Origin of the sequence: Polynucleobacter sp. MG-6-Vaara-E2 (assembly GCF_018687695.1) — a bacterium.
Classification (GTDB): domain Bacteria; phylum Pseudomonadota; class Gammaproteobacteria; order Burkholderiales; family Burkholderiaceae; genus Polynucleobacter.
The window spans coordinates 246,340-266,326 of the sequence record NZ_CP061303.1; the positions used below are offsets into that span (position 1 = coordinate 246,340).

Here is a 19,987-nt window from a genome sequence, read left to right on the forward strand (position 1 = left end):
AAAAAGTCCAGAAAACCGATTCCCGAGTCGACTATTTTGTTGGCGGGACCTGTACGAAATGCTTCTGCACAAATTGAGAATGATTTTCGACGTTTGTTGACTAGCTTAAATGAATTTAAGAGGGTCTATTGCTTTGTTGTAGAGAGTGATTCAAGCGATGACACTGTCATTAGATTGGAAAAGTTTACCCATGAATTTCCAAACTTCACATTTATAAGCGTTGGTGAATTAAGTAAAAAACTTTCTAAGAGAACAGATCGGATTGCGTACTGTAGAAATCTTATTATTGATGCAGTAGCAAAAGATCCAAAATATGGTGAAGTTGATTACATTGCTATGGCTGACATGGATGGTATGAATGGGCTCGTTACACGAGAAAAAATCGCGCAGTGTTGGGAGGTTGATGAACCGTGGGATGTTATAACGGCAAATCAGTTGGGTGAGTATTATGATATTTGGGCACTAAGCCATCCTTATTGGAATTCCATAGACTGCTGGGAACAAAAGCGTAAGCTTGAAAATATCCTAGGCGAAAAAGCAGCTCAAAATATTGCTGTAGCTTGTAAGCAGCACCCCATTGATCCGCGCGCAGATTTAATTGAAGTGAACTCTGCATTTGGTGGCTTAGGAATTTATACTAGAGAAGCATTTCTTGCGGGACGTTATGCTGGAACAGATAGCCAAGCTGGCGGCATTGATGTTGCAGATCACATCCCGTTTCATCGCGATCTTAGGAAAAAAGGCTATCGCATTTTTATTAACCCAGCCCTCATTAACTGTGATAAAACCCCAGGGGGTGCTTTAGAAGAGGTGCCGTTATCTAAGCCCAGAGGTAGTTTAAAATTAGTCCAGAAACTATGCATCTTTTTATTTGGCAAAAAACGCTTTAATAAATATCTTCAGATACTTCTAAGGCCATAATTTTTTCTGGTTTTTATAAAGATAAAACAATGATTTTAGTGACTGGTGGGGCGGGATTTATTGGGGCCAACTTTGTATTAAGTTGGCTTAGAGCCTCTGATGCTGAGGAAGTCATTAACTTAGATAAATTAACTTATGCAGGTAATTTAGCAAATTTAAGCGCACTTCAGAATGACCCTAGACATATTTTTATTCATGGCGATATTGGTGATAAAGATTTAGTTAGTAAACTTTTATCCGATTACCATCCGCGCGCTATTGTTAATTTTGCCGCAGAGAGTCATGTCGATCGCTCAATTCATGGGCCGGCGGAGTTCATTCAAACCAATATTGTGGGCACCTTTAATCTACTAGAGTGTGCAAGGGGCTACTGGGCAGGCTTGCAGCGTGTCGATAAAGAAAGGTTTCGTTTCCATCATATTTCGACCGATGAAGTCTATGGATCTTTAGCATCATCCGACCCTGCTTTTAAGGAGACCAATTCCTACGGGCCTAATAGCCCCTATTCTGCCTCTAAGGCAGCCTCTGACCATTTGGTGCGTGCTTGGTTCCATACCTACGGTTTTCCAGTGGTTACCACCAATTGTTCTAATAATTATGGACCCTACCATTTCCCTGAAAAGCTCATACCGCTGGTTATTCTGAATGCGTTGAATGGCAAACCATTGCCGGTATATGGCGATGGTCAACAAATTCGGGATTGGTTATACGTAGGTGACCACTGTTCGGCAATTCGTGAAGTTCTCGCTAAGGGTATTCTTGGTGAGACATATAACATTGGTGGCTGGAATGAAAAAGCCAATCTCGAGGTGGTCAATATAATCTGTCAAATTTTGGATGAGTTAAGGCCGCGCGCAGATGGCAAACCTTACGCAGACCAGATTACCTTTGTAAAAGATCGTCCTGGACATGATCGTCGTTATGCAATAGATGCAAGCAAAATTGAAAAAGACTTAGGCTGGCGGCCGCAAGAAACTTTTGATACTGGGATTCGTAAAACGATACAGTGGTATCTAGATAATCCAGATTGGGTTCAAGCGGTTGTGACTGGTTCTTATCGTGACTGGCTTGAGAAGCAATACCTCAATTGATAACGATCCGCTAATGAATATTCTTGTTTTTGGGAGGGATGGTCAGCTAGGACAAGCCCTCCAGAAGCAATTTCAGAGTGTATTATTTCAAAAAGGAAATAACATTCTTTTTGTTGGTCGTAGCGAGTGCGATCTTGGTTATCCAAGCCAGATTACCAATTTACTAGAAGGCTTTAAACCACAGTTACTAATTAATGCTGCTGCTTACACTGCCGTAGATCAGGCGGAAAAAGAGCCAGAGTTAGCATTTGCAATTAACGCTGGCGCTCCTGAAGTAATGGCTGTATATGCTGCGCACTATGGAGCAACTCTGCTTCATTTTTCTACAGATTATGTTTTCGATGGATCAAAGCAGGGCGCCTATACGGAGAGCGACAAAATTAGTCCTTTAGGTGTGTATGGAAAATCCAAGGAAGCAGGTGAGCATGCGATTGCCAAAGCTTTCAAGACTGCTACAGAAAAGAGTGGGCAGTTTGCAATTTTTAGAACTAGTTGGGTTTATGGCGATGGTAGAAATTTCATCCGCACTATTTTGCGTTTAGCTAAAGAGCGTTCAATGCTAAGGGTAATTAACGATCAATATGGCGTTCCTACTAGCGCCGCTTGGTTGGCGGAAGTGGTCTGCTATCTGGCGCTAAATACAAATCAGCTTAGAGAATTTCATTCGGGCATTTATCACGCGGTCCCACGAGGCGAAACTAGTTGGCATGCTTTAGCCTGTCTGGCGGTCCAGGCGGCCTTAGATGATGGTCAAGAATTGCAAGCATCCCTTGCTACTATCGCCCCAATTCCTGCATCAGAGTACCCCATGGCTGCTCCAAGACCAATGAACTCTCGTTTATCTACGACTAGGCTTCAAATTGAGCTTGAGCGCCTAGGTCTTGTGTCAAAATTACCCCATTGGAATACACCATGGGATGAGCAAGTAGTCTCTTACGTCAAGCATTTATCTAAAAATTGACGTTTTGCTTCATCCTAGTAAACGGAGGTAGAAATGGCAAGTAGTATTAAAAAAGATCGCAAGGGCGTTATCTTGGCTGGTGGATCAGGCACTCGTTTATACCCTGTAACCCAAGCCGTTTCTAAGCAGCTCATGCCTGTTTATGACAAGCCAATGGTGTATTACCCGCTGACTACTTTAATGTTGGCAGGCATACGCGATATCTTGCTAATCTCCACGCCACAGGACACCCCACGCTTTACTGAATTGATTGGTGATGGGTCTCAGTGGGGTCTTAATATTCAATACTGCGTGCAACCCTCCCCAGACGGTCTGGCTCAGGCATTTACTTTGGGAAAAAACTTTATTAATAACCACCCAAGTGCATTAGTACTTGGGCATAATATTTTCTATGGTGATCACCTAAAGGGTAATCTCGAGCGGGCTGATGCACAAGTAAATGGGGCGACAGTATTTGCCTATCATGTGACTGATCCTGAGCGCTATGGTGTTGTGGAATTTGATAAAAGCCATAAGGCAATCTCGATTGAAGAAAAGCCGGCACAACCCAGAAGTAACTATGCCGTGACAGGCCTCTATTTTTATGATAACCAAGTATGTGATATTGCTAGCTCAATCAAGCCTAGTGCACGAGGTGAATTTGAGATTACGGATGTCAATCGTATTTATCTAGAGAACGATCAATTAAGTGTTGAAATTATGGGCCGTGGCTTCGCTTGGTTAGATACTGGAACGCATGATTCTTTATTGGATGCAGCTGGTTTTATTGCTACCTTACAAAAGCGCCAAGGTCTGATGGTTTCCTGTCCTGAAGAGATTGCCTATCGCCAAGGTTGGATTAACGCCGAAGTAGTGCAGAAAGTCGCCTCAGAATTAAGCAAGAATAGCTATGGTCAGTATTTGACAAAGATTTTGAATGAGATAAAGAGTGGCGCTGAACCTATTTCTTTGTCTACTAAAAAGGTTGGTTAATGTCTAACTTGAAACAGCACCCCAAAATTGTAGTTACACCTACATCTATTCCAGATGTGCTTGTTATTGAGCCCAAAGTATTTGGTGATGAACGTGGTTGGTTTACGGAGGCATTTAATGCGCAAGATTTTTTAGATGCAACTGATCTGAATGTCAACTTTGTGCAAGACAACCATTCCTTTTCGCATCAATCTACATTGCGTGGAATGCATTATCAGTTGGAGGAAACGCAAGGCAAGTTAGTGCGAGTTGTATCTGGAGCTGTTTACGATGTATCAGTAGATCTTAGAAAGAGCTCGTCGACTTATGGAAAATGGGTTGGGGTAGAGTTGAGCGCTGAAAATCACAAGCAACTCTGGATTCCAAAAGGTTTTGCTCATGGATTTCTATCTCTCTCAACAACAGCAGAGTTCTTGTATAAGACCACGGATTACTATCATCCTCAAAGCGAAGTATGCTTAGCCTGGGATGATTCATCAGTAGGCATTCAATGGCCTCTAAGAGCAGGAGTATCACCCAACCTGAATGCTAAAGATTCTGCCGGCCTCTCTTGGGATCAAGCCCCTAAATTTTGATGGCCAATTCAAGTGCAACCCCAAAAATATTATTAGTAAAGTTATCCTCTTTAGGGGATGTACTCCATAACTTACCCATAGTTTGGGATATTCGAGCACGCCTGCCTAACGCTCAAATTGACTGGGTAGTTGAGGAGGCTTATGTTCAACTCTTGACGCCACTCCTGAGTCGAGATGGCTTTCGGGGAATAGATCGTATTATTCCTTTTGGATTACGTCGCTGGAAGAAATCTTTATTAAGTAAAAAATCATGGCAAGAATTTTTTACTTTCAAAGATGAACTGCAAAAATTTAACTATGACTTTATTATTGAAACCCAAGGCTTATTGAAGTCTGCTTTAGTTTGTTCTTTAGCCAAAAAAAGTCCAGATGCCAAAGTGTCAGGGCTTGCTAATGCCACTGAATTTTCTGGATATGAACCAATAGCGCGAGGGTTTTATGATCAATCCGTTCACGTTCCCTTCCATTGCCACGCTGTGGATCGCTCGCGTTATGTTGCTTGTTCAGCGCTAAATTTACCATTGATCGACAGATCAGAAAAAGCTCAGTTTTATCCTGCAAGTTATGTTGAGTCTGTTGTTGATTCGAAATTGGCAGGACTGGAAAAGCCTTATGTTCTGTTCTTCCATTCAACTGCACGCGAAGCTAAGCGCTGGTCCAATGCTAATTGGATTGCCCTGGGAAAGAAACTTTCGAGTCTTGGGTATCAAGTTGTTCTCCCATGGGGAAGTTCAGCCGAGGAAGAGATTAGCAATGGGCTGGCAGCACAAATCCCCGGATCTCTAGTGCCGGATGCATTTTCAATTGAAGCTGCGTTTTCTGTGATTGCTAATGCAGCTTTGGTAGTCGGTGTTGATACTGGTTTAACCCATTTATCTGCAGTATTAAATAAACCCACCGTCGAGATTTATGGCGACTCTCCGAGGTGGAAAACCGAAGGCTACTGGTCAGCAAAGATTCGAAATGTTGGGGACATTCAAGCGCCACCAACAATTGATGAAGTTGCCAAAGCTTCTCTAGATCTTCTTACTTGATTAAATCAACGCAACAAAGCATTAATTGCAATTAAGTCTTCATCAGTTAGTGCGGCAGCATGCGCCTTGAGTTTGATTGCATTGAGAATAGTGCTGTAACGAGCTTGCTGCAATTGTGATCTGGTGGTAATGAGAGTATCGAGCGCAATTAAAACGTCAATATTAATCAGCGTACCTACTTGGAAGCCAAGCTTACTTGACTCCAGGGCTGAATTGGATGAGCGCTCTGCAGCTTCATAAGCTTTCACGCTCGCAAGACCACCATAGAATCCAGTAAAGGCTGCACGAGTATTTTGTGCGGCAGTTCTACGCGCATTATCATAATTTGCTTTTGCTTGATCAACTAAGGCGGCATTTTGACGAATGACTGAGCTGTTGAATCCGCCTGAAACAATTGGAATAGTCATTAGTAATGCTACGGTATTGTTATACACATTCGTATTGGCGGGCGTGTAATTATTTGGCGTGCCGTTAGATGTGTTGTAGCCAGTTGTTCCAACTAGGTTAAGCGAAGGATAATTAAGTGCCTGAGAGGCTCGATAGGTACTCTCAGCAAGGCTGACAGTCAATTGTCCAGCGAGAACGTTAAAGTTTGCAGCTTCAGCTTGATTGATCCAATCATCTAAAGTTTGGCCTGGCGGCAATTGAGGATTCACACTTTCTGCAATCGGAATACCTTTAGTATCTTTACTCTTTGAGCGTGGATCTTTTAAGACACCATCAATTTTGGCTTCTTTGACGAGTGGTCTTAGTGGGCCAACAGGTCGACCCACAAGTTGCTCTAACACTCCTCGCTTGACCACTAAGTCTGCTTGTGCGCCTATTTCTTGTGAGTTTGCCAAATCCAGCGCAGCTTGCGCTGTATTGACATCAACAATCGTAGCCAGCCCAGCATCAAACTTAGCTTGTGCAATTTCTAATTGCTGCTTAATCAGACCTTTTTTGTTGCGATAAAGCTCAACATTATCTTGGCTGGTAAGAGCGTCAAAATAGGCTTGTGACACGCGAATAATTAAATCTTGTTGCGCTAAGTAAAAGCGCATATCGGCAATCTTGGTATTTAAGTCGCCTTGTTTGAAGGCTTCTAGTGCGCCTAGGTTAAATACGGGTTGGGTAAGAGTAACGGTGTAACTTTTTTGGTCAAATACCCTTGAATTCCCTGGGCTCGGAGCAACCACAGTGCTTCCCTGACCATGTTGGTAGTAACGTGTTCCGCCTGGTGTTGCATTCGCTTGAGGTAGCAATAGAGAGAGACCTTGCCAATAAAGTTCTTTACTTGCCTGGTAATTGAAGCGGGCCGCATTTAAGACCGGATCGCTAAAGGCTGCCTCTTGATAAAGCTGAATCAAGTCCGTTAATTGTCCTTTTTGGTCATTGGCGCTATTGACGCTAGAGGGCGCAGATGAGCTTGGTAAAGCAGTCTTGCTTGGCAGCGGGGCAATTTGAGGAGGTTGCTCTAGGCCAAGTAATGAAGATGGGCTGATGGTGGTCGGTAAAGCTGATTTTGCCGCGGCATTAGGGCTTTGAGCAAAAGCAGTCGTATTCCAAGAATTCAGCCCGAGCGCCTGGGCCAAGACTAAACCGAGGACGGTCAATCTAGAAAGGCGAAAGCGGGCTGGGTTCATCAAATTCATCTACTTTTAAAGGTGCATGAAGTTTAAGGCTAAATCACTTTAGGGGTGTATTTAGGCGCTATTTTGCCAAATAAGCTTGCTGAGTTCATATCCCTATAAAATTTGCCCCATGGATCCAATATTGTTACTAAAAGTAGTCATTCTCGGGGTGGTAGAGGGCTTCACAGAGTTTTTGCCAATTTCCAGTACGGGGCACCTGATATTAGTCGGCGATTTGTTAGATTTCAATGACGAGCGAGGTAAAGCTTTTGAAGTCATTATTCAGTTTGGCGCTATTTTGGCTGTCTGCTGGGAGTTCAGAGAAAAGCTTCTTAAGGTGGTATTTTCTGCAACGAAGAGCGCTACCTCCCGCCGTTTCATTTTGAATTTGCTAATCGCTTCGGTCCCCGCTATGGGACTAGGTTTTGTGTTTGGCAAGCATATTAAGGCGGTGCTGTTTTCACCGATCCCGGTTGCAGCCGCCTTTATCCTAGGCGCCCTCATTATTTTCTGGGCTGAGCGAAGACAAGAAAAAAACAGCACTGTCAATAGTCGGATCCATTCAGTTGATGACCTCTCTTATTTAGACGCATTAAAAGTGGGGATTGCACAATGTGCTGCATTGATCCCAGGTACCTCAAGATCTGGTGCAACGATTATTGGGGGTATGCTATTCGGATTGCCTCGAGGAGTAGCAACAGAGTTCTCCTTCTTCTTAGCTATTCCAGTCATTGGTGGTGCAACTGCTTACGAGCTTTTAAAGCTTTGGAAAAATCCCATTGTGATCTCTAGCGAATTTACTGTCGCCATAGCCATTGGTTTTGTAGTAGCTTTTATTTCTGCTTTTGTTTGTGTGCGCTGGTTAATCCATTATGTTGCACACCACAATTTCATTCCATTTGCTTGGTATCGTATTGTGTTTGGATTGCTCGTTCTGATTACTTCATATAGTGGTTTGATTGCATGGTCACATTAATCGTTTTATAGACATAGAGAGTTCAGTATGGATGTATCAATAGACGCAATCACGAACAATATTCAACTGGCCTTGGCGCCAGTGTTCTTATTGACTGCTGTCGCAACATTAATTAATGCGATCTCTGGTCGTTTGGCGAGAACAGTTGATCGGATGCGAGCCATTCAGAATGCATTGTTCGAAGGAAAAATTAAGGATGTAGAAGCTTTACGGCACATGGAGGTTGAGGCAAATGAGGCTAAGATTCGCGGCCGTCTGTGTACCGCAGCCATCTTTTTTGATGTCCTAAGTGGCGTATTCATCTCATTAACTGTCCTGGAGTTGTTTTTCTTTCAGGCAGGGGCTGTTCGTTCCTTGCAGACCACTTATGTCATTTGGACCTTTGTGCTGGGTCTGATATCCTTTATGACATCCTTATCTATCGTTTTAGCTGAAGTCGTTTATGCCTATAGATCGGCTGGCTGGCGAGCTCCAAGAAACTACTAATATATCTCTCATTACAAATATGAACAAAATTCTCATCACTGGTGGCGCTGGTTTCTTAGGTTCACATCTCACTGAAAAGTTGCTCAAAGAAGGCAATGACGTATTAGTCGTGGATAACTACTTCACTGGATCTAAAGCAAATTTGGCGCATTTGTTGCCTAATCCCAATCTAGAGCTGATGCGTCATGATGTGACTTTTCCACTGTATGTAGAAACCAATCAGATCTATAACTTGGCTTGCCCAGCATCACCTGTACATTATCAGTACGACCCTGTGCAAACTACTAAGACAAGTGTGCATGGTGCCATCAACATGCTTGGGCTTGCTAAAAGAACGCGTGCACGTATTTTGCAAGCTTCAACCAGCGAGGTCTATGGTGACCCAGAGGTGCATCCTCAGCCGGAGGAGTATTGGGGCAAAGTCAATCCGATTGGTATTCGCTCATGCTATGACGAAGGTAAACGTTGCGCTGAAACTTTATTCTTTGACTACAACCGCCAGCACAATTTAGATATTAAGGTTGTACGTATTTTTAATACCTATGGTCCACGCATGCACCCCAATGATGGACGCGTAGTGAGCAACTTTATCGTGCAAGCCTTGCAAGGCAAAGACATTACCATTTATGGTGATGGTCAGCAAACTAGAAGCTTTTGTTATGTCGATGATCTCATTGATGCGATGGTCAAAATGATGAACTCCGAGCAGGGCTTTACTGGACCAGTCAATATCGGCAACCCAGGTGAGTTCACGATGCTGCAACTAGCAGAGACTGTGCTCAGGCTATCTGGAAGTAAATCGAAGATTATTCATCAACCACTTCCATCTGACGATCCAAAACAGCGCCAGCCTAATATTGAATTGGCTAAAGCTAAGCTAGGCTGGCAACCCAAAGTAAATTTAGAAGATGGTCTCAAAGAGACTATTGCCTACTTCAAAAAGGTTGTAGCTTAAGTTGATCGATCGAGTAGGAAAAAAAGAGGCAAAACGTTTTGACCGAATTCGTTCATTTGTTCTGCGCGCCGGAAGAACTACTGCAGGGCAACAGCGCGCAATTGATGAGCTAGGCCCGCGCTTTCTGATCCCTTATCAAGATCAGAATTTAGATTTAATCGGTGCGTTTGAGGGTTCTCGAAATCCTAAAATTCTGGAAATTGGTTTTGGTATGGGTGAGACCACTGCCAAGATTGCTGCTTTACGAAGTGATGATGATTTCCTGGCCATTGAAGTTCATCCCCCTGGGGTGGGCGCACTCCTAAAGTTGATTGGTGAAAATAATCTCACAAATCTGCGTCTGATTCGCCACGATGCAGTAGAGGTTCTTGAGAATATGATTGCGCCTGATTCTTTAGATGGCATTCATATTTACTTTGCAGATCCTTGGCATAAGAAACGTCACCATAAACGCCGCCTTATTCAAGCAGAATTTGTTAGGCTGTTGGCTTCCCGATTAAAGAATGGGGGATATTTACATCTCGCGACAGATTGGCATAACTATGCAGAGCAAATGTTATTAGTTCTCAATGCAGAGCCAACTCTTCAAAATACCTCTGGTCAGAAAATCAAGATTGAAACCTTCGGTATAGAAGATATTGCTTCACCAGAATTGGTAGCAAAAGAATCTAATGAATTTAAGCCTAGTGCTGGGCAATTAAGCGCTTCTCACTTGGGTTATGTGGATCGACCAAGTTATCGCCCGATAACCAAGTTTGAAAATCGTGGCATCAAGCTAGGCCACGGTGTATGGGATTTAGTTTATCTCAAAAAGTAATTATTGAAAATACTAAGGCATTAAAGCGTAATGCAAATGTACTTTAACTCTAAGTACTCATCCATCCCAAAGACGCTTCCTTCCCTTCCCAGGCCGGACTGTTTAACTCCGCCAAAGGGTACTACCTCGTTGGCAAGGATGCCGCTGTTGACGCCCACCATGCCATATTCCAAAGCCTCAGCCACCTTCCAAATGCGGCCGATATCACGGCTATAGAAGTAGGATGCTAGGCCGTACTGACTATTGTTAGCCAGCTTGACTACTTCCTCGTCACTTTCAAAACTAATAATTGGAGCAACTGGCCCAAAGGTCTCTTCGTAAGTAATCAGCATGTCATTGCTGACGTTATCCAAAATTGTGGGTTCGTAGTAAGTCCCGCCTAAAGGGGATGGTTTGCCGCCCGTGACTAACTTAGCACCTTTGCTCAGTGCATCGGCGATATGACGCTCTACTTTTTCAAATGCCGCTTGATCAATTAGAGGGCCCTGAGAAATGCCAGCCTCCATGCCATTCCCAACTTTAATTGCTTGAACGGCATTGGCAAATTTTTCGACAAAGACATCATGAATTTTTTTGTGAACATAGATGCGATTAGCGCACACACAGGTTTGACCGGAGTTGCGATATTTGGAAGCTATAGCTCCTACTACCGCCGCATCGATATCGGCATCATCAAAAACAATGAAAGGTGCATGACCACCTAATTCTAGGCCAAGCTTTTTCACGGTTGGCGCACACTGTGCCATGAGAATACGACCTACTTCAGTTGATCCTGTGAAGGAAAGGTGACGAACTGTTGGTGAGGCGCACAAGGCTTTACCAATGGCGACCGATTGATTTGCATCAGCAGTGACAATATTCATCACGCCCCGAGGGAAGCCTGCTCGGACTGCAAGTTCGGCAAGCGCTAAAGCTGATAGTGGTGTTTGCTCGGCAGGCTTGATGACAATCGTGCAGCCCGCTGCCATAGCTGGCGCAATTTTGCGAGTGATCATCGCATTCGGAAAGTTCCAGGGCGTAATGGCTACACAAACACCTATGGGCTGTTTCAGAACCATGAAGCGCTTATCACCCCAGATGGTGGTTGGTATCGATCCTGAAACTCGTTTGGCTTCCTCTGCATACCATTCGATAAAGGATGCGCCATAGACCACTTCACCGGTCGATTCCGTGAGAGGTTTGCCTTGTTCCAAAGTCATCAAGATGGCAAGATCGTCTTTGTTTTGCAAAATGAGATCAAACCATTTGCGCATAAGGCCGGCGCGCTCCTTGCCGGTAATACTTTTCCATTTGGTGAGGGCTTGATCGGCAGCGGCGATGGCTTTCTCTGCGTCTGCGACGCTTAAATTAGCAACTTCTGCAATGATCTCGCCAGTGGCTGGATTATTGACTTGGAAAGAGGTATTTGAGCTTGATTGAACCCATTCGTTATCAATAAAGGCCAGCTCTTTGAAAAGGCTTGGATCTTTTAGAAGGTTGCGAATATCCATTTTTTGCATGATGAGCTTTTCCGATCAAAAGGGTTATGCACTATTGATAATGATTTTATCCCCAGAAGTAAAAAAGCCCCGCAAGCTATAACTTGAGGGGCTCATATCTCCAAAAAAGAAAACTAAAGGGTCTAGCCAGCTTGTGTTTCGGCTGCACGCAATTTCTGTGCCAAGAGGTCTAAGACGCCGTTAACGTATTTATGACCATCGGTACCACCAAAAGTTTTGGCAAGCTCTACAGCTTCATTAATGGCTACCTTATAAGGTACAGATAAGTCAGCAGCCAATTCATAGGTGCCGATCAGAAGGGCTGCATGCTCCACTGGCGACAATTCATTAATAGGGCGATCAAGTGCGGGTGTAATGATGGCTTCTAATTCGTCAGTGCGATCAAGCACGCCTTGAAAGATGCCATTGAAAAGATCAAGTTGGCAACGTTTGAATGCAGGATCCTCCGCTAGCTGCTTTGCGATAGCTGCACTATTCGGGAGACTGCCTGCACGACGAACAACCAGGCTTTGATATACGCCTTGCAGTGCATATTCACGAGCGCGACGACGTGGTGTCAGAGAACGCTTTGGCGCTGCAGACTTACCATCGCCGTTATCTTTACTGGCTTGCGGCTGGACGGAGTTCAGAGTCGACTTATTCATAATAATGATTACTCCTGACCATCATTCATTTCAAAATCAATATCAGGCGTTAGTGCCAGAGCAAGATTAGCCATTTCTACAACAGCTTTGGCACAGTCGGTTCCTTTCACATTCACGCGGACTTTTGCTTGCTCATCGGTATCGCAGGTTAGTACCCCGTTGGCAATTGGTAAACCAGAGTCGATAGAGATGCGAGTAATGCCAGAAGCAGATTCGTTAGATACCAGTTCAAAATGGTAGGTCTCACCACGAATCACAGCGCCCAAAGCAACAAGACCATCAAACTCACCTGTTTCAGCGAGCTTTTGAAGTGCAAAAGGAATTTCAAGTGCGCCAGGAACGGTAACCAGTTTAATGTCTGATTGAGAAACGCCCAAAGCAATTAATTCGCTGATGCATGCATTTGTCAAAGCAACGCAATAATCTTCATTGAAGCGAGCCTGAACGATGCCAATGCGTAAATCTTGGCCATTTAGGTCTGCCTCTAGTACGCCTACAAAATCGTTATTGGAATCGGTCATGATGATCTTCTAATGGGGGAAATATTAATTAGACTCTTAATTGGGTTGATACGGAGTGTAGCCAGTAACCTCAAGCTTATAACCAGAAAGGCTGGGCACAGGGCTTGGGTTCGCTAGTAAGCGCATTTTGCCCACACCGATATCTTTTAAGATTTGAGCGCCAATACCGTAGCTGCGGAAATCGGTTTTGCGAGTAAGAGGCTTCTTTACTTCATCAGTTGCCTGGTTCAGTTTTTGAAACTGCGCCAGCCAATCTTCATCATTGGGTGCTGCAATACCCGAGGCATTGAGTAGAACTGCAACCCCTGCTGGGGCGGCAGCGATTTGCTGAAGAGCCTGTGCTAGCGGCCAAGAGTGGGTGCTGACATTGGAGTCTAAAAAGTCAAGAACGGTGACGGGCTCATGAACTCGTACTAGCGTTTCGTTTGTTTCAGAAGGTTTACCATGAACAAGCGCAATATGAATACATGAGCTTGGAGTGTCACGATAAACAATGCCTTCAAACTTGCCCCATGGGGTGATGAATTCACGAACACCTTCGCGCACCACAGTGCTCTCGTGTTGACTGCGATATTTAATCAAATCAGCAATGCTGCCAATTTTGAGCTGATGTTCTTTTGAAAACTCTAACAAGTCTGGCAAGCGAGCCATGCTGCCATCATCTTTCATGATTTCGCAAATCACAGATGTCGGAGAGCAGCCTGCCATGGCAGCAAGATCGCATCCTGCCTCAGTGTGGCCAGAACGAATCAGTACGCCACCTGGTTGTGCCATCAAGGGAAAAATATGACCGGGCTGGACTAAGTCGCTTGGTTTTGCATTGGGGGCTACAGCAGTCTTGATGGTGAGGGCGCGGTCTGCTGCAGAAATGCCTGTGGTGACACCGCTCGCGGCTTCAATTGAGACAGTGAAATTGGTTCCCATAGAAGTGCCGTTATCACGCACCATTAGAGGCAAATTGAGCTGCTGGCAGCGTTCACGAGTCAAGGTCAGGCATATGAGCCCGCGACCGTGCTTGGCCATGAAGTTGACTGCTTCCGCACTTACATGATCGGCAGCCAAGACCAAATCGCCTTCATTCTCACGATCTTCTTCATCAACGAGAATGACCATTCGGCCAGCACGTAGCTCAGCGATGATTTCTTCTGTGGAGGCAAGGGTATTTGGCATAGCCCTCTATTTTAAGCTGAGCAGGGGATTGTTGTAGTTCCGCTGACAGTCCTTTACATCAATCCTCTGCTTTTCTGACGGCAAGAGCCTCCAATCCCTGTTTTAGTCCTTTTGGAAGCCCTAGAAAATGTCGTATGCGCTTTGCCACCCCAAATGTCCCAAACGGATTCATCCTATTAGAGGTTTTAGTGTCCATGAGCCTCATCTTGGGTGTCTGGCTGACCTCAATAGGGGCTTATCAAGGATTGATTCTTCGGTTAGTCCAGCAAGAAAACAAACGGGCGCAGCTCAGGCAGACGTTTGATTTGTATGAACTTGCTGAGCAGGCGAGGGCCAATATTTCTTCCAAGGATATTAAGCATGAATCTTCTCGAGTGTCTAGTCGGAATCGCACTTTGCGCCCTATTGCTAAATCCACTACTAAAAACTAGCGCCGATTTCTTGATCAAACAAATTGAATATGAAAAAACGCAGACCCTCATTTCGGAAGCAGAGCGCGCACTAGAGTTAATTGGTCGCGCAATTCGAATGGCGGGTTATCAAAATGTCAAGTCAATCCAACAAGATATCAACCATAAAAATACAAACTCTCCAATTGAGATTCGCAAGAGAAGTGGTTACCAAGGTTCTGATACTTTAGTGGTTAGGTACGAGTTATCGGATGGTGTGGACTTTGATTGCATCGGCAACGTTCTAACGAGTGATCGAACAAAACATAATTTGGCCCTGCAAGGTTTTCAGGTAGATAGGCAGGCTGGATTATCAAAAGGCGTAAAAGTAAATGGGGGATCACTGATGTGCCAGTCATTAGATCGACAGGGGCGAATACAAAATACGACTCTGATGAACGGCGTCAATTCCCTAAGAGTTGATGAGTTAAATCCCCTTACGGATAAAGGTCAGAGAGCCTTTAGGGTTCAACTTGAAATGATCGATGGCATCTCTATTCAGAAAGAATTCGAGCGAACCTTCACCACCAGAAATCTCCCATGATTTTAGCTTGGGTGATTTCATTATTGCTTTTATGCTCATCACTGATTGTGTATCTAGAGCGATTAACAGTATTGCGCGTGATGGAGGTAAAAACAATTGAGCATGCGCAAGAGCAATTTATTGCAGCAGAAAAATCTGTTCTTCAGTGTGAGGATAATATTACTAATACATCCGTATTAACAGAAAATGATTGCTTCATTGAGCCAGCTGGAAAAAATCAGTGGCGCATTTCAAGCAAAGAAAAACCAAGCATTCAAATACATGTTCATGTAAATGAAAAATCAGGTGTAGTCAGTCGACTAAATTGGCGTCAAGCATTTGAGTAAAAAGCACCACCGTGAGTCAGGCACAAGTTTATTGGAGTTGATGGCGGTAGTTTTAATTGTTGCAATCTCTGCAACTGTCACGATGCCATTATTGCAAGAACAGATTGCAATCCGAGAAATAGAATTAGTAGCAAGACGGTTTATTGCTCACACTCATTTTGCTCGTCAGCAAGCGTTGCATTTGGGTGGATCAGTCAGTCTTGAACCACGCTTGAGTGGCAAATGGGATGCTGGATGGATTATTACTAGTGGCTGTATAGGCAAGATCAGCAAACCCTCTTGTATGAATAAGACATGGTTTTCTCAGGATGGGACCAAGCCTATTTTCTTTAAGGGCGGGGGTAGGTACTTTACTGATCCGCACACGGGCAAAGTGGGGATTCTGTTTAATGCCGCAGGGGCAGCTAAGACGATTCATGGGGGATTTGTGGCGAACCGCTTGGTTTTAGGTCATCGCAGGGTGCCAGGCTTGGAGCGACATCTCATATTGGGTAGTGGCGGGCGTTGGCGTATCTGCGACCCCTCTAAAGATGCGAGGCGTTGCCATTGAATGGTTTAATAGACCCATGTACACCGCTGTTGATCACCAATGGATGAGCGAGGCATTAGCCGAGGCTCAAAAAGCACTTTATTTAGCTAACCCTAATCCTCGGGTGGGCTGTGTCATCGTGAAAGATGGGCAAGTCATTGGGCGTGGATTTACTCAACAGGTTGGTGGGCCTCATGCTGAAATTCAGGCTTTAGCCGATGTCAAAGCTAACGGAAAAGACCCTGCGGGATCGACGATCTGTGTCACTTTAGAGCCCTGTAGTCATACTGGGCGAACCCCGCCCTGTGTTGATGCCTTGATTGCCGCTAGGCCGGCAAAAGTGATTGTAGCCATGAGTGATCCAAATCCTCTGGTTGCGGGAAATGGTTTGGAGAAGCTAAAAGTTGCCGGCATTGAAGTGCAATGCGGCCTAATGGAAGTAGAGGCTCGCGCCCTCAATCGCGGATTTATCTCCAGAATGACTCGTGGCTTGCCATGGGTACGCCTGAAGATTGCTGCAAGCCTTGATGGAAAAACGGCCCTGCCAAATGGCGAGAGTCAATGGATTACTGGACCTCTCGCTAGGGCAGATGGACATCATTGGCGTGCTCAAGCTTGTGCAATCGTGACTGGAGTAGGTACCATTAAAGAGGATGATCCCACCCTCAATGTACGAGACGTTCAAACACAACGTCAGCCGTGGCGAATTATCGTAGATTCTAAATTGGAGACTCCATTAACAGCAAAAATTCTGAATGATGTTGATCAATCTGGCGTCATCATTGTTTGCGCAAATTTAGGTAGTCTAGATAGTCAACAAAAAGCCAAAGCTTTCGAAGCTCGTGGCATTGAAGTAATCGCCATGGCCAACAATTTTGGAAAAGTCGATCTACCAAAACTCTTTGCTTATCTAGCAAGAGAGCGTGAGATGAATGAAATTCATGTGGAGTCTGGCTTTAAGCTCAATGGTTCTATGCTCAGAGAAGATTGTGTAGATGAGTTGTTACTTTATTACGCCCCATTTTTTATGGGTGAGGGCATCGGTATGGCTAATGTGCCAACATTACCCTCTTTAAAATCCCGCAAAGATTGGCAAATCATTGATCAGTCCTTAATTGGCGATGATTTTAGGCTTAGACTGATAAAACGCTAAATCCAAACTAAAATCATCCTCTATGTTTACTGGAATTATTACTGCTGTCGGTCAAATTAAAAGTGCTCAAGCAAAGGGTGATGGCCTTCACTTGATTATTAAAGTGCCATCTGGCTACTTGGATGATGTAGCACTGGGCGATAGTATTGCTATTCAGGGCGCTTGCATGACTGCAACGAATTTTGAAGGCGATACTTTTTCTTTAGATATTTCTCGCGAGTCTTTAAATAAAACGGTTGGTCTAGATAAAGCCGGTCCAGTGAACTTGGAAAAGGCGCTACGATTAAATGACCGTCTGGGTGGCCATCTAGTCAGCGGTCACGTTGATGGTGTTGGTAAGGTGGCGCACTTTGCACAAGTGGCTCAAGATGCCTACGGCTCTTGGCTTTTGAGAATTGAAGCTTCAAAGGACTTGGCCCCATACCTGGCTTATAAGGGCTCTATTGTTGTCAACGGAGTCTCCCTTACAGTGAATAAAACAGAAGATACGGCTCATGCATGCATCGTTGATATCAATCTGATTCCGCACACCTTACAAAGTACGACGCTTGGCAATCTGAAGCAGGGTGACATTGTCAATTTAGAGATCGATTTGATTGCGCGCTATGTTGCGCGCATGCTTGAGACTCAGACTAAGTAAACCCTCATTTTCTTGTTTATTTGTTTTTACGATAGCGAGTGGGATCACTCACATGAGCTTGCTTAAAGCCAACCTGCCTTAAGCGACAGGATTCACATTCCCCGCAAGCTTCGCCTAAATCATTGGCTTGATAGCAAGATACCGTTTGAGCGTAATCAACCCCGAGTGTGTTGCCCAGCTGAATAATTTCTGCTTTGGTTAAGTTGATGATGGGCGCATGAACCCGAAAGCGATTTTCATTGTTAATAGCCTCTACGCCAGCTTTGGTAGCGAGGTTCGCCATTGCCTCAAAGGAGGCTACATATTCCGGACGACAATCTGGATAGCCAGAGTAATCCACTGAGTTTGCGCCGTAGAAAATATCTAAACCGCCCAGGGCTTCTGCCCAACCTAAAGCTAGGGACAACAAAATCGTATTGCGCGCAGGCACATAAGTAACGGGGATTTCTTGATCTTTGCCAGGAACAATGGGCACTGCAATTGATGAGTCAGTTAATGCTGAACCTCCAAAACGCGTTAAATCCAAATTGACTACTTCATGACGAGCAACACCCACTTGCTTGGCAATGTGTTTTGCTGCGGCTAATTCAGAAGAGTGGCGTTGACCATAGCCTACTGATAAAGCATAGGGCGTGTATCCCAAATCTTTAGCGAGTGCTAAGACTGTGGTGGAATCTAAGCCACCTGAAAATAAGATGACTGCCGGCGCTCCAGGTTTGCGTGGTGCAAGATTCTCAAATGCGGCCGACAACTTAGACATGGGGTTTGGGGAATGATTTACTTGGTGGCAGCAAGCAATTGCTGTGCATCTTTGGCTGCTTCAGTATCAGGATACTTTGCAACGATCTCGCTAAGCGTTTTCTTGGCAGCCGCCTTATTGCCGCTCTCTAATTGAGAATTGCCTAAAGTCACCATTGCGGCGGGAACGCGTGGATGATTCGGGTAGCGCTTAATCAGGCTTTGGAGCTGGCTGATCGCACCAGCGTAATCTTTATTGGCGTACTTGCTGTTGCCGCTCCAGTAGAGAGCGAGTGGTAAATAGGGGCTCTTCGGATATTTAGCAGTAAAGGCAGCAAAGCTATCTTCAGCTTTTTTCAGACTACCTGTCTGAAATGCTTTCAGAGCATCGTCATAGGCTTTTTTCTCACCAGGTTGAACTGTGCCACTCACCCCTTCAATGGTAATTGTGCGTGGTTCAAAATTGCCAAGGCGAGTATCTAAATCTTGGTAATAAGTCTTCTGGCTAGACGAAATATCTGCACCTTGTTTTTCAAGTTCTTCTAATTTTCCTCGTAGTTCTGCATTCTCAGTTTTGAGTTTATCGATTTGGCTTTGGAGCTCAAGCTGAGTAGTAGCCAGCGATTTACGTAGATCTAAAATTGCCTTGCGAGCCTCATCGTCTGAGAACAGTGCCCATGCGCTATTAGATGTGCTGAAGAAAAATAGTGCGGCACTTAAACAAAACGCTCGTGAGAGCGTTTGTTTAGAAGGGTATAAAGGAACCATCATTTAGTTCGTAATATAAACAATGTCAGCGCGGCGGTTTTCTGCCCAAGCTGCTTCATTATCACCTTCAGCTTTTGGTTTTTCTTTGCCAAAGCTGACGGCTTCGATTTGATTATCAGAGACGCCCATTAAGTTCAGTGATTTACGAACAGCATCTGAACGACGTTGCCCGAGTGCCAGGTTGTATTCGGCTGTGCCACGATCGTCAGTATTGCCTTGAACGATAATTTTTTGATTCGAATTCGCTTTTAAGTAGCTTGCGTGAGCAGACAACATTTTTTGATATTTAGTCTGCACGGTGTACTCATCAAAGCCAAAGTAAACACTCTTCTCAAAGAGTGGGCTCTTGGGATCATTCCAAGGTTGGGAGCCAAAACTACCACTACCGCCACTGCCATTGGCGCCATCAGTGTCATCTAACTTCACGCTGGAGCAAGCTGCCATTAAAAATGCAGTAGCACCAATCAGGGTAAATGTAGCGGCACGGCGTGCGATAGAAACTTTCATGTTTTTCCTTTTCCTACAAATTCGGTAATGAAATTGTTTTTTAACTCAGTGGGCATATAGCCAATAGCTAATATTATGCCCCCAAGAACATCAAAAAT

23 protein-coding genes are annotated in these 19,987 nt (G+C 44.5%); 15 read left to right on the forward strand and 8 right to left on the reverse strand.

Annotated elements, in window-relative coordinates:
• Nucleotides 1–174: 174 nt before the first annotated feature.
• Genes ICV38_RS01310 through waaC form a run of 6 tightly spaced genes read left to right on the forward strand, consistent with a single transcriptional unit; the run spans nucleotide 175 to nucleotide 5,554 of the window.
• On the forward strand, nucleotides 175–921 hold the full coding sequence (locus ICV38_RS01310) for a hypothetical protein (RefSeq protein WP_215381973.1): 747 nt from the start codon (nucleotides 175–177) through the stop codon (nucleotides 919–921).
• A gap of 29 nt (nucleotides 922–950) precedes the next feature.
• Nucleotides 951–2,012: a dTDP-glucose 4,6-dehydratase gene (gene rfbB / locus ICV38_RS01315; RefSeq protein ID WP_215381974.1), complete on the forward strand. Its 1,062-nt coding sequence runs from the start codon at nucleotides 951–953 to the stop codon at nucleotides 2,010–2,012.
• Between the two features lie 13 nt (nucleotides 2,013–2,025).
• Nucleotides 2,026–2,973 (forward strand): dTDP-4-dehydrorhamnose reductase, encoded by a 948-nt coding sequence (rfbD, locus tag ICV38_RS01320; protein ID WP_215381975.1) that lies wholly within the window; start codon nucleotides 2,026–2,028, stop codon nucleotides 2,971–2,973.
• A gap of 33 nt (nucleotides 2,974–3,006) precedes the next feature.
• Nucleotides 3,007–3,945 (forward strand): glucose-1-phosphate thymidylyltransferase RfbA, encoded by a 939-nt coding sequence (rfbA, locus tag ICV38_RS01325; protein ID WP_215381976.1) that lies wholly within the window; start codon nucleotides 3,007–3,009, stop codon nucleotides 3,943–3,945.
• Nucleotides 3,945–4,520, forward strand: coding sequence for a dTDP-4-dehydrorhamnose 3,5-epimerase (gene rfbC, locus ICV38_RS01330; RefSeq protein ID WP_215381977.1), 576 nt, complete (start codon nucleotides 3,945–3,947; stop codon nucleotides 4,518–4,520). The genes rfbA and rfbC overlap by 1 nt, the downstream gene beginning before the upstream one ends.
• Complete coding sequence (gene waaC, locus ICV38_RS01335) at nucleotides 4,520–5,554, forward strand: lipopolysaccharide heptosyltransferase I (RefSeq protein WP_215381978.1); 1,035 nt, start codon at nucleotides 4,520–4,522, stop codon at nucleotides 5,552–5,554. Before rfbC ends, waaC begins: the two co-directional genes overlap by 1 nt.
• Before the next feature lie 5 nt (nucleotides 5,555–5,559).
• Here waaC and ICV38_RS01340 read toward each other — a convergent pair whose 3' ends face one another.
• Complete coding sequence (locus ICV38_RS01340; protein ID WP_251368172.1) at nucleotides 5,560–7,188, reverse strand: TolC family protein; 1,629 nt, start codon at nucleotides 7,186–7,188, stop codon at nucleotides 5,560–5,562.
• Nucleotides 7,189–7,297: 109 nt separating this feature from the next.
• Here ICV38_RS01340 and ICV38_RS01345 point away from each other — a divergent pair, with 109 nt between their 5' ends.
• Genes ICV38_RS01345 through trmB form a run of 4 tightly spaced genes read left to right on the forward strand, consistent with a single transcriptional unit; the run spans nucleotide 7,298 to nucleotide 10,401 of the window.
• Nucleotides 7,298–8,143, forward strand: coding sequence for an undecaprenyl-diphosphate phosphatase (locus tag ICV38_RS01345; protein WP_215381979.1), 846 nt, complete (start codon nucleotides 7,298–7,300; stop codon nucleotides 8,141–8,143).
• Nucleotides 8,144–8,170: 27 nt separating this feature from the next.
• Nucleotides 8,171–8,629, forward strand: a complete 459-nt coding sequence (locus ICV38_RS01350) for a DUF2721 domain-containing protein (protein ID WP_215381980.1) — start codon at nucleotides 8,171–8,173, stop codon at nucleotides 8,627–8,629.
• Nucleotides 8,630–8,648: 19 nt separating this feature from the next.
• Nucleotides 8,649–9,584, forward strand: a complete 936-nt coding sequence (locus ICV38_RS01355) for a UDP-glucuronic acid decarboxylase family protein (protein ID WP_215381981.1) — start codon at nucleotides 8,649–8,651, stop codon at nucleotides 9,582–9,584.
• Nucleotide 9,585: 1 nt separating this feature from the next.
• A complete protein-coding gene (gene trmB, locus ICV38_RS01360; RefSeq protein WP_251368173.1) occupies nucleotides 9,586–10,401 on the forward strand; it encodes a tRNA (guanosine(46)-N7)-methyltransferase TrmB in 816 nt (271 codons plus the stop codon).
• Nucleotides 10,402–10,421: 20 nt separating this feature from the next.
• On the opposite strand, the gene ICV38_RS01365 is transcribed toward trmB, so the two are convergent.
• The 4 genes from ICV38_RS01365 to ribBA form a co-directional block, all read right to left on the reverse strand.
• Nucleotides 10,422–11,900, reverse strand: coding sequence for an NAD-dependent succinate-semialdehyde dehydrogenase (locus ICV38_RS01365; RefSeq protein ID WP_215381982.1), 1,479 nt, complete (start codon nucleotides 11,898–11,900; stop codon nucleotides 10,422–10,424).
• A gap of 122 nt (nucleotides 11,901–12,022) precedes the next feature.
• Entirely contained in the window at nucleotides 12,023–12,544 is a 522-nt protein-coding gene (gene nusB / locus ICV38_RS01370) for a transcription antitermination factor NusB (protein ID WP_215381983.1), read from the reverse strand.
• Nucleotides 12,545–12,552: 8 nt separating this feature from the next.
• Nucleotides 12,553–13,065 carry a 6,7-dimethyl-8-ribityllumazine synthase gene (gene ribH / locus ICV38_RS01375; protein WP_215381984.1) on the reverse strand — a complete coding sequence of 171 codons (513 nt, stop codon included), beginning with the start codon at nucleotides 13,063–13,065 and terminating at the stop codon, nucleotides 12,553–12,555.
• Between the two features lie 36 nt (nucleotides 13,066–13,101).
• Nucleotides 13,102–14,235, reverse strand: a complete 1,134-nt coding sequence (gene ribBA, locus ICV38_RS01380) for a bifunctional 3,4-dihydroxy-2-butanone-4-phosphate synthase/GTP cyclohydrolase II (RefSeq protein WP_215381985.1) — start codon at nucleotides 14,233–14,235, stop codon at nucleotides 13,102–13,104.
• Between the two features lie 360 nt (nucleotides 14,236–14,595).
• Between ribBA and ICV38_RS01385 the strand changes: the two genes are divergently transcribed.
• The 5 genes from ICV38_RS01385 to ICV38_RS01405 are packed head-to-tail and all read left to right on the forward strand — an operon-like array spanning nucleotide 14,596 to nucleotide 17,876.
• Nucleotides 14,596–15,228: a hypothetical protein gene (locus ICV38_RS01385; RefSeq protein ID WP_215381986.1), complete on the forward strand. Its 633-nt coding sequence runs from the start codon at nucleotides 14,596–14,598 to the stop codon at nucleotides 15,226–15,228.
• Nucleotides 15,225–15,554, forward strand: a complete 330-nt coding sequence (locus ICV38_RS01390) for a hypothetical protein (RefSeq protein WP_215381987.1) — start codon at nucleotides 15,225–15,227, stop codon at nucleotides 15,552–15,554. Before ICV38_RS01385 ends, ICV38_RS01390 begins: the two co-directional genes overlap by 4 nt.
• A complete protein-coding gene (locus ICV38_RS01395) occupies nucleotides 15,547–16,104 on the forward strand; it encodes a Tfp pilus assembly protein FimT/FimU (protein ID WP_251368174.1) in 558 nt (185 codons plus the stop codon). Before ICV38_RS01390 ends, ICV38_RS01395 begins: the two co-directional genes overlap by 8 nt.
• Nucleotides 16,105–16,120: 16 nt before the next feature.
• Nucleotides 16,121–17,236, forward strand: coding sequence for a bifunctional diaminohydroxyphosphoribosylaminopyrimidine deaminase/5-amino-6-(5-phosphoribosylamino)uracil reductase RibD (ribD, locus tag ICV38_RS01400; protein ID WP_215381988.1), 1,116 nt, complete (start codon nucleotides 16,121–16,123; stop codon nucleotides 17,234–17,236).
• Nucleotides 17,237–17,258: 22 nt separating this feature from the next.
• Nucleotides 17,259–17,876 (forward strand): riboflavin synthase, encoded by a 618-nt coding sequence (locus tag ICV38_RS01405; protein ID WP_215381989.1) that lies wholly within the window; start codon nucleotides 17,259–17,261, stop codon nucleotides 17,874–17,876.
• A 16-nt stretch (nucleotides 17,877–17,892) separates the two neighbouring features.
• Here ICV38_RS01405 and queC read toward each other — a convergent pair whose 3' ends face one another.
• Genes queC through pal form a run of 3 tightly spaced genes read right to left on the reverse strand, consistent with a single transcriptional unit; the run spans nucleotide 17,893 to nucleotide 19,889 of the window.
• Entirely contained in the window at nucleotides 17,893–18,636 is a 744-nt protein-coding gene (gene queC, locus ICV38_RS01410; RefSeq protein WP_215381990.1) for a 7-cyano-7-deazaguanine synthase QueC, read from the reverse strand.
• Between the two features lie 17 nt (nucleotides 18,637–18,653).
• Nucleotides 18,654–19,385, reverse strand: a complete 732-nt coding sequence (gene ybgF, locus ICV38_RS01415) for a tol-pal system protein YbgF (RefSeq protein ID WP_215381991.1) — start codon at nucleotides 19,383–19,385, stop codon at nucleotides 18,654–18,656.
• A complete protein-coding gene (pal, locus tag ICV38_RS01420; RefSeq protein WP_215381992.1) occupies nucleotides 19,386–19,889 on the reverse strand; it encodes a peptidoglycan-associated lipoprotein Pal in 504 nt (167 codons plus the stop codon).
• Between the last annotated feature and the right edge of the window lie 98 nt (nucleotides 19,890–19,987).

Excerpts from the sequence above, each read along its gene's own strand:
- ICV38_RS01345 (WP_215381979.1), top strand. The coding sequence starts at position 7,298 with ATGGATCCAATATTGTTACTAAAAGTAGTCATTCTCGGGGTGGTAGAG.
- rfbA (WP_215381976.1), top strand. The coding sequence starts at position 3,007 with ATGGCAAGTAGTATTAAAAAAGATCGCAAGGGCGTTATCTTGGCTGGT.
- ribH (WP_215381984.1), bottom strand. The coding sequence starts at position 13,065 with ATGACCGATTCCAATAACGATTTTGTAGGCGTACTAGAGGCAGACCTA.
- ICV38_RS01405 (WP_215381989.1), top strand. The coding sequence starts at position 17,259 with ATGTTTACTGGAATTATTACTGCTGTCGGTCAAATTAAAAGTGCTCAA.
- ICV38_RS01385 (WP_215381986.1), top strand. The coding sequence starts at position 14,596 with ATGAATCTTCTCGAGTGTCTAGTCGGAATCGCACTTTGCGCCCTATTG.
- nusB (WP_215381983.1), bottom strand. The coding sequence starts at position 12,544 with ATGAATAAGTCGACTCTGAACTCCGTCCAGCCGCAAGCCAGTAAAGAT.
- rfbC (WP_215381977.1), top strand. The coding sequence starts at position 3,945 with ATGTCTAACTTGAAACAGCACCCCAAAATTGTAGTTACACCTACATCT.
- ICV38_RS01355 (WP_215381981.1), top strand. The coding sequence starts at position 8,649 with ATGAACAAAATTCTCATCACTGGTGGCGCTGGTTTCTTAGGTTCACAT.
- rfbB (WP_215381974.1), top strand. The coding sequence starts at position 951 with ATGATTTTAGTGACTGGTGGGGCGGGATTTATTGGGGCCAACTTTGTA.
- ribD (WP_215381988.1), top strand. The coding sequence starts at position 16,121 with ATGTACACCGCTGTTGATCACCAATGGATGAGCGAGGCATTAGCCGAG.
- ICV38_RS01340 (WP_251368172.1), bottom strand. The coding sequence starts at position 7,188 with ATGAATTTGATGAACCCAGCCCGCTTTCGCCTTTCTAGATTGACCGTC.
- waaC (WP_215381978.1), top strand. The coding sequence starts at position 4,520 with ATGGCCAATTCAAGTGCAACCCCAAAAATATTATTAGTAAAGTTATCC.
- pal (WP_215381992.1), bottom strand. The coding sequence starts at position 19,889 with ATGAAAGTTTCTATCGCACGCCGTGCCGCTACATTTACCCTGATTGGT.
- ribBA (WP_215381985.1), bottom strand. The coding sequence starts at position 14,235 with ATGCCAAATACCCTTGCCTCCACAGAAGAAATCATCGCTGAGCTACGT.
- ybgF (WP_215381991.1), bottom strand. The coding sequence starts at position 19,385 with ATGATGGTTCCTTTATACCCTTCTAAACAAACGCTCTCACGAGCGTTT.
- rfbD (WP_215381975.1), top strand. The coding sequence starts at position 2,026 with ATGAATATTCTTGTTTTTGGGAGGGATGGTCAGCTAGGACAAGCCCTC.
- ICV38_RS01350 (WP_215381980.1), top strand. The coding sequence starts at position 8,171 with ATGGATGTATCAATAGACGCAATCACGAACAATATTCAACTGGCCTTG.
- queC (WP_215381990.1), bottom strand. The coding sequence starts at position 18,636 with ATGTCTAAGTTGTCGGCCGCATTTGAGAATCTTGCACCACGCAAACCT.
- ICV38_RS01390 (WP_215381987.1), top strand. The coding sequence starts at position 15,225 with ATGATTTTAGCTTGGGTGATTTCATTATTGCTTTTATGCTCATCACTG.
- ICV38_RS01365 (WP_215381982.1), bottom strand. The coding sequence starts at position 11,900 with ATGCAAAAAATGGATATTCGCAACCTTCTAAAAGATCCAAGCCTTTTC.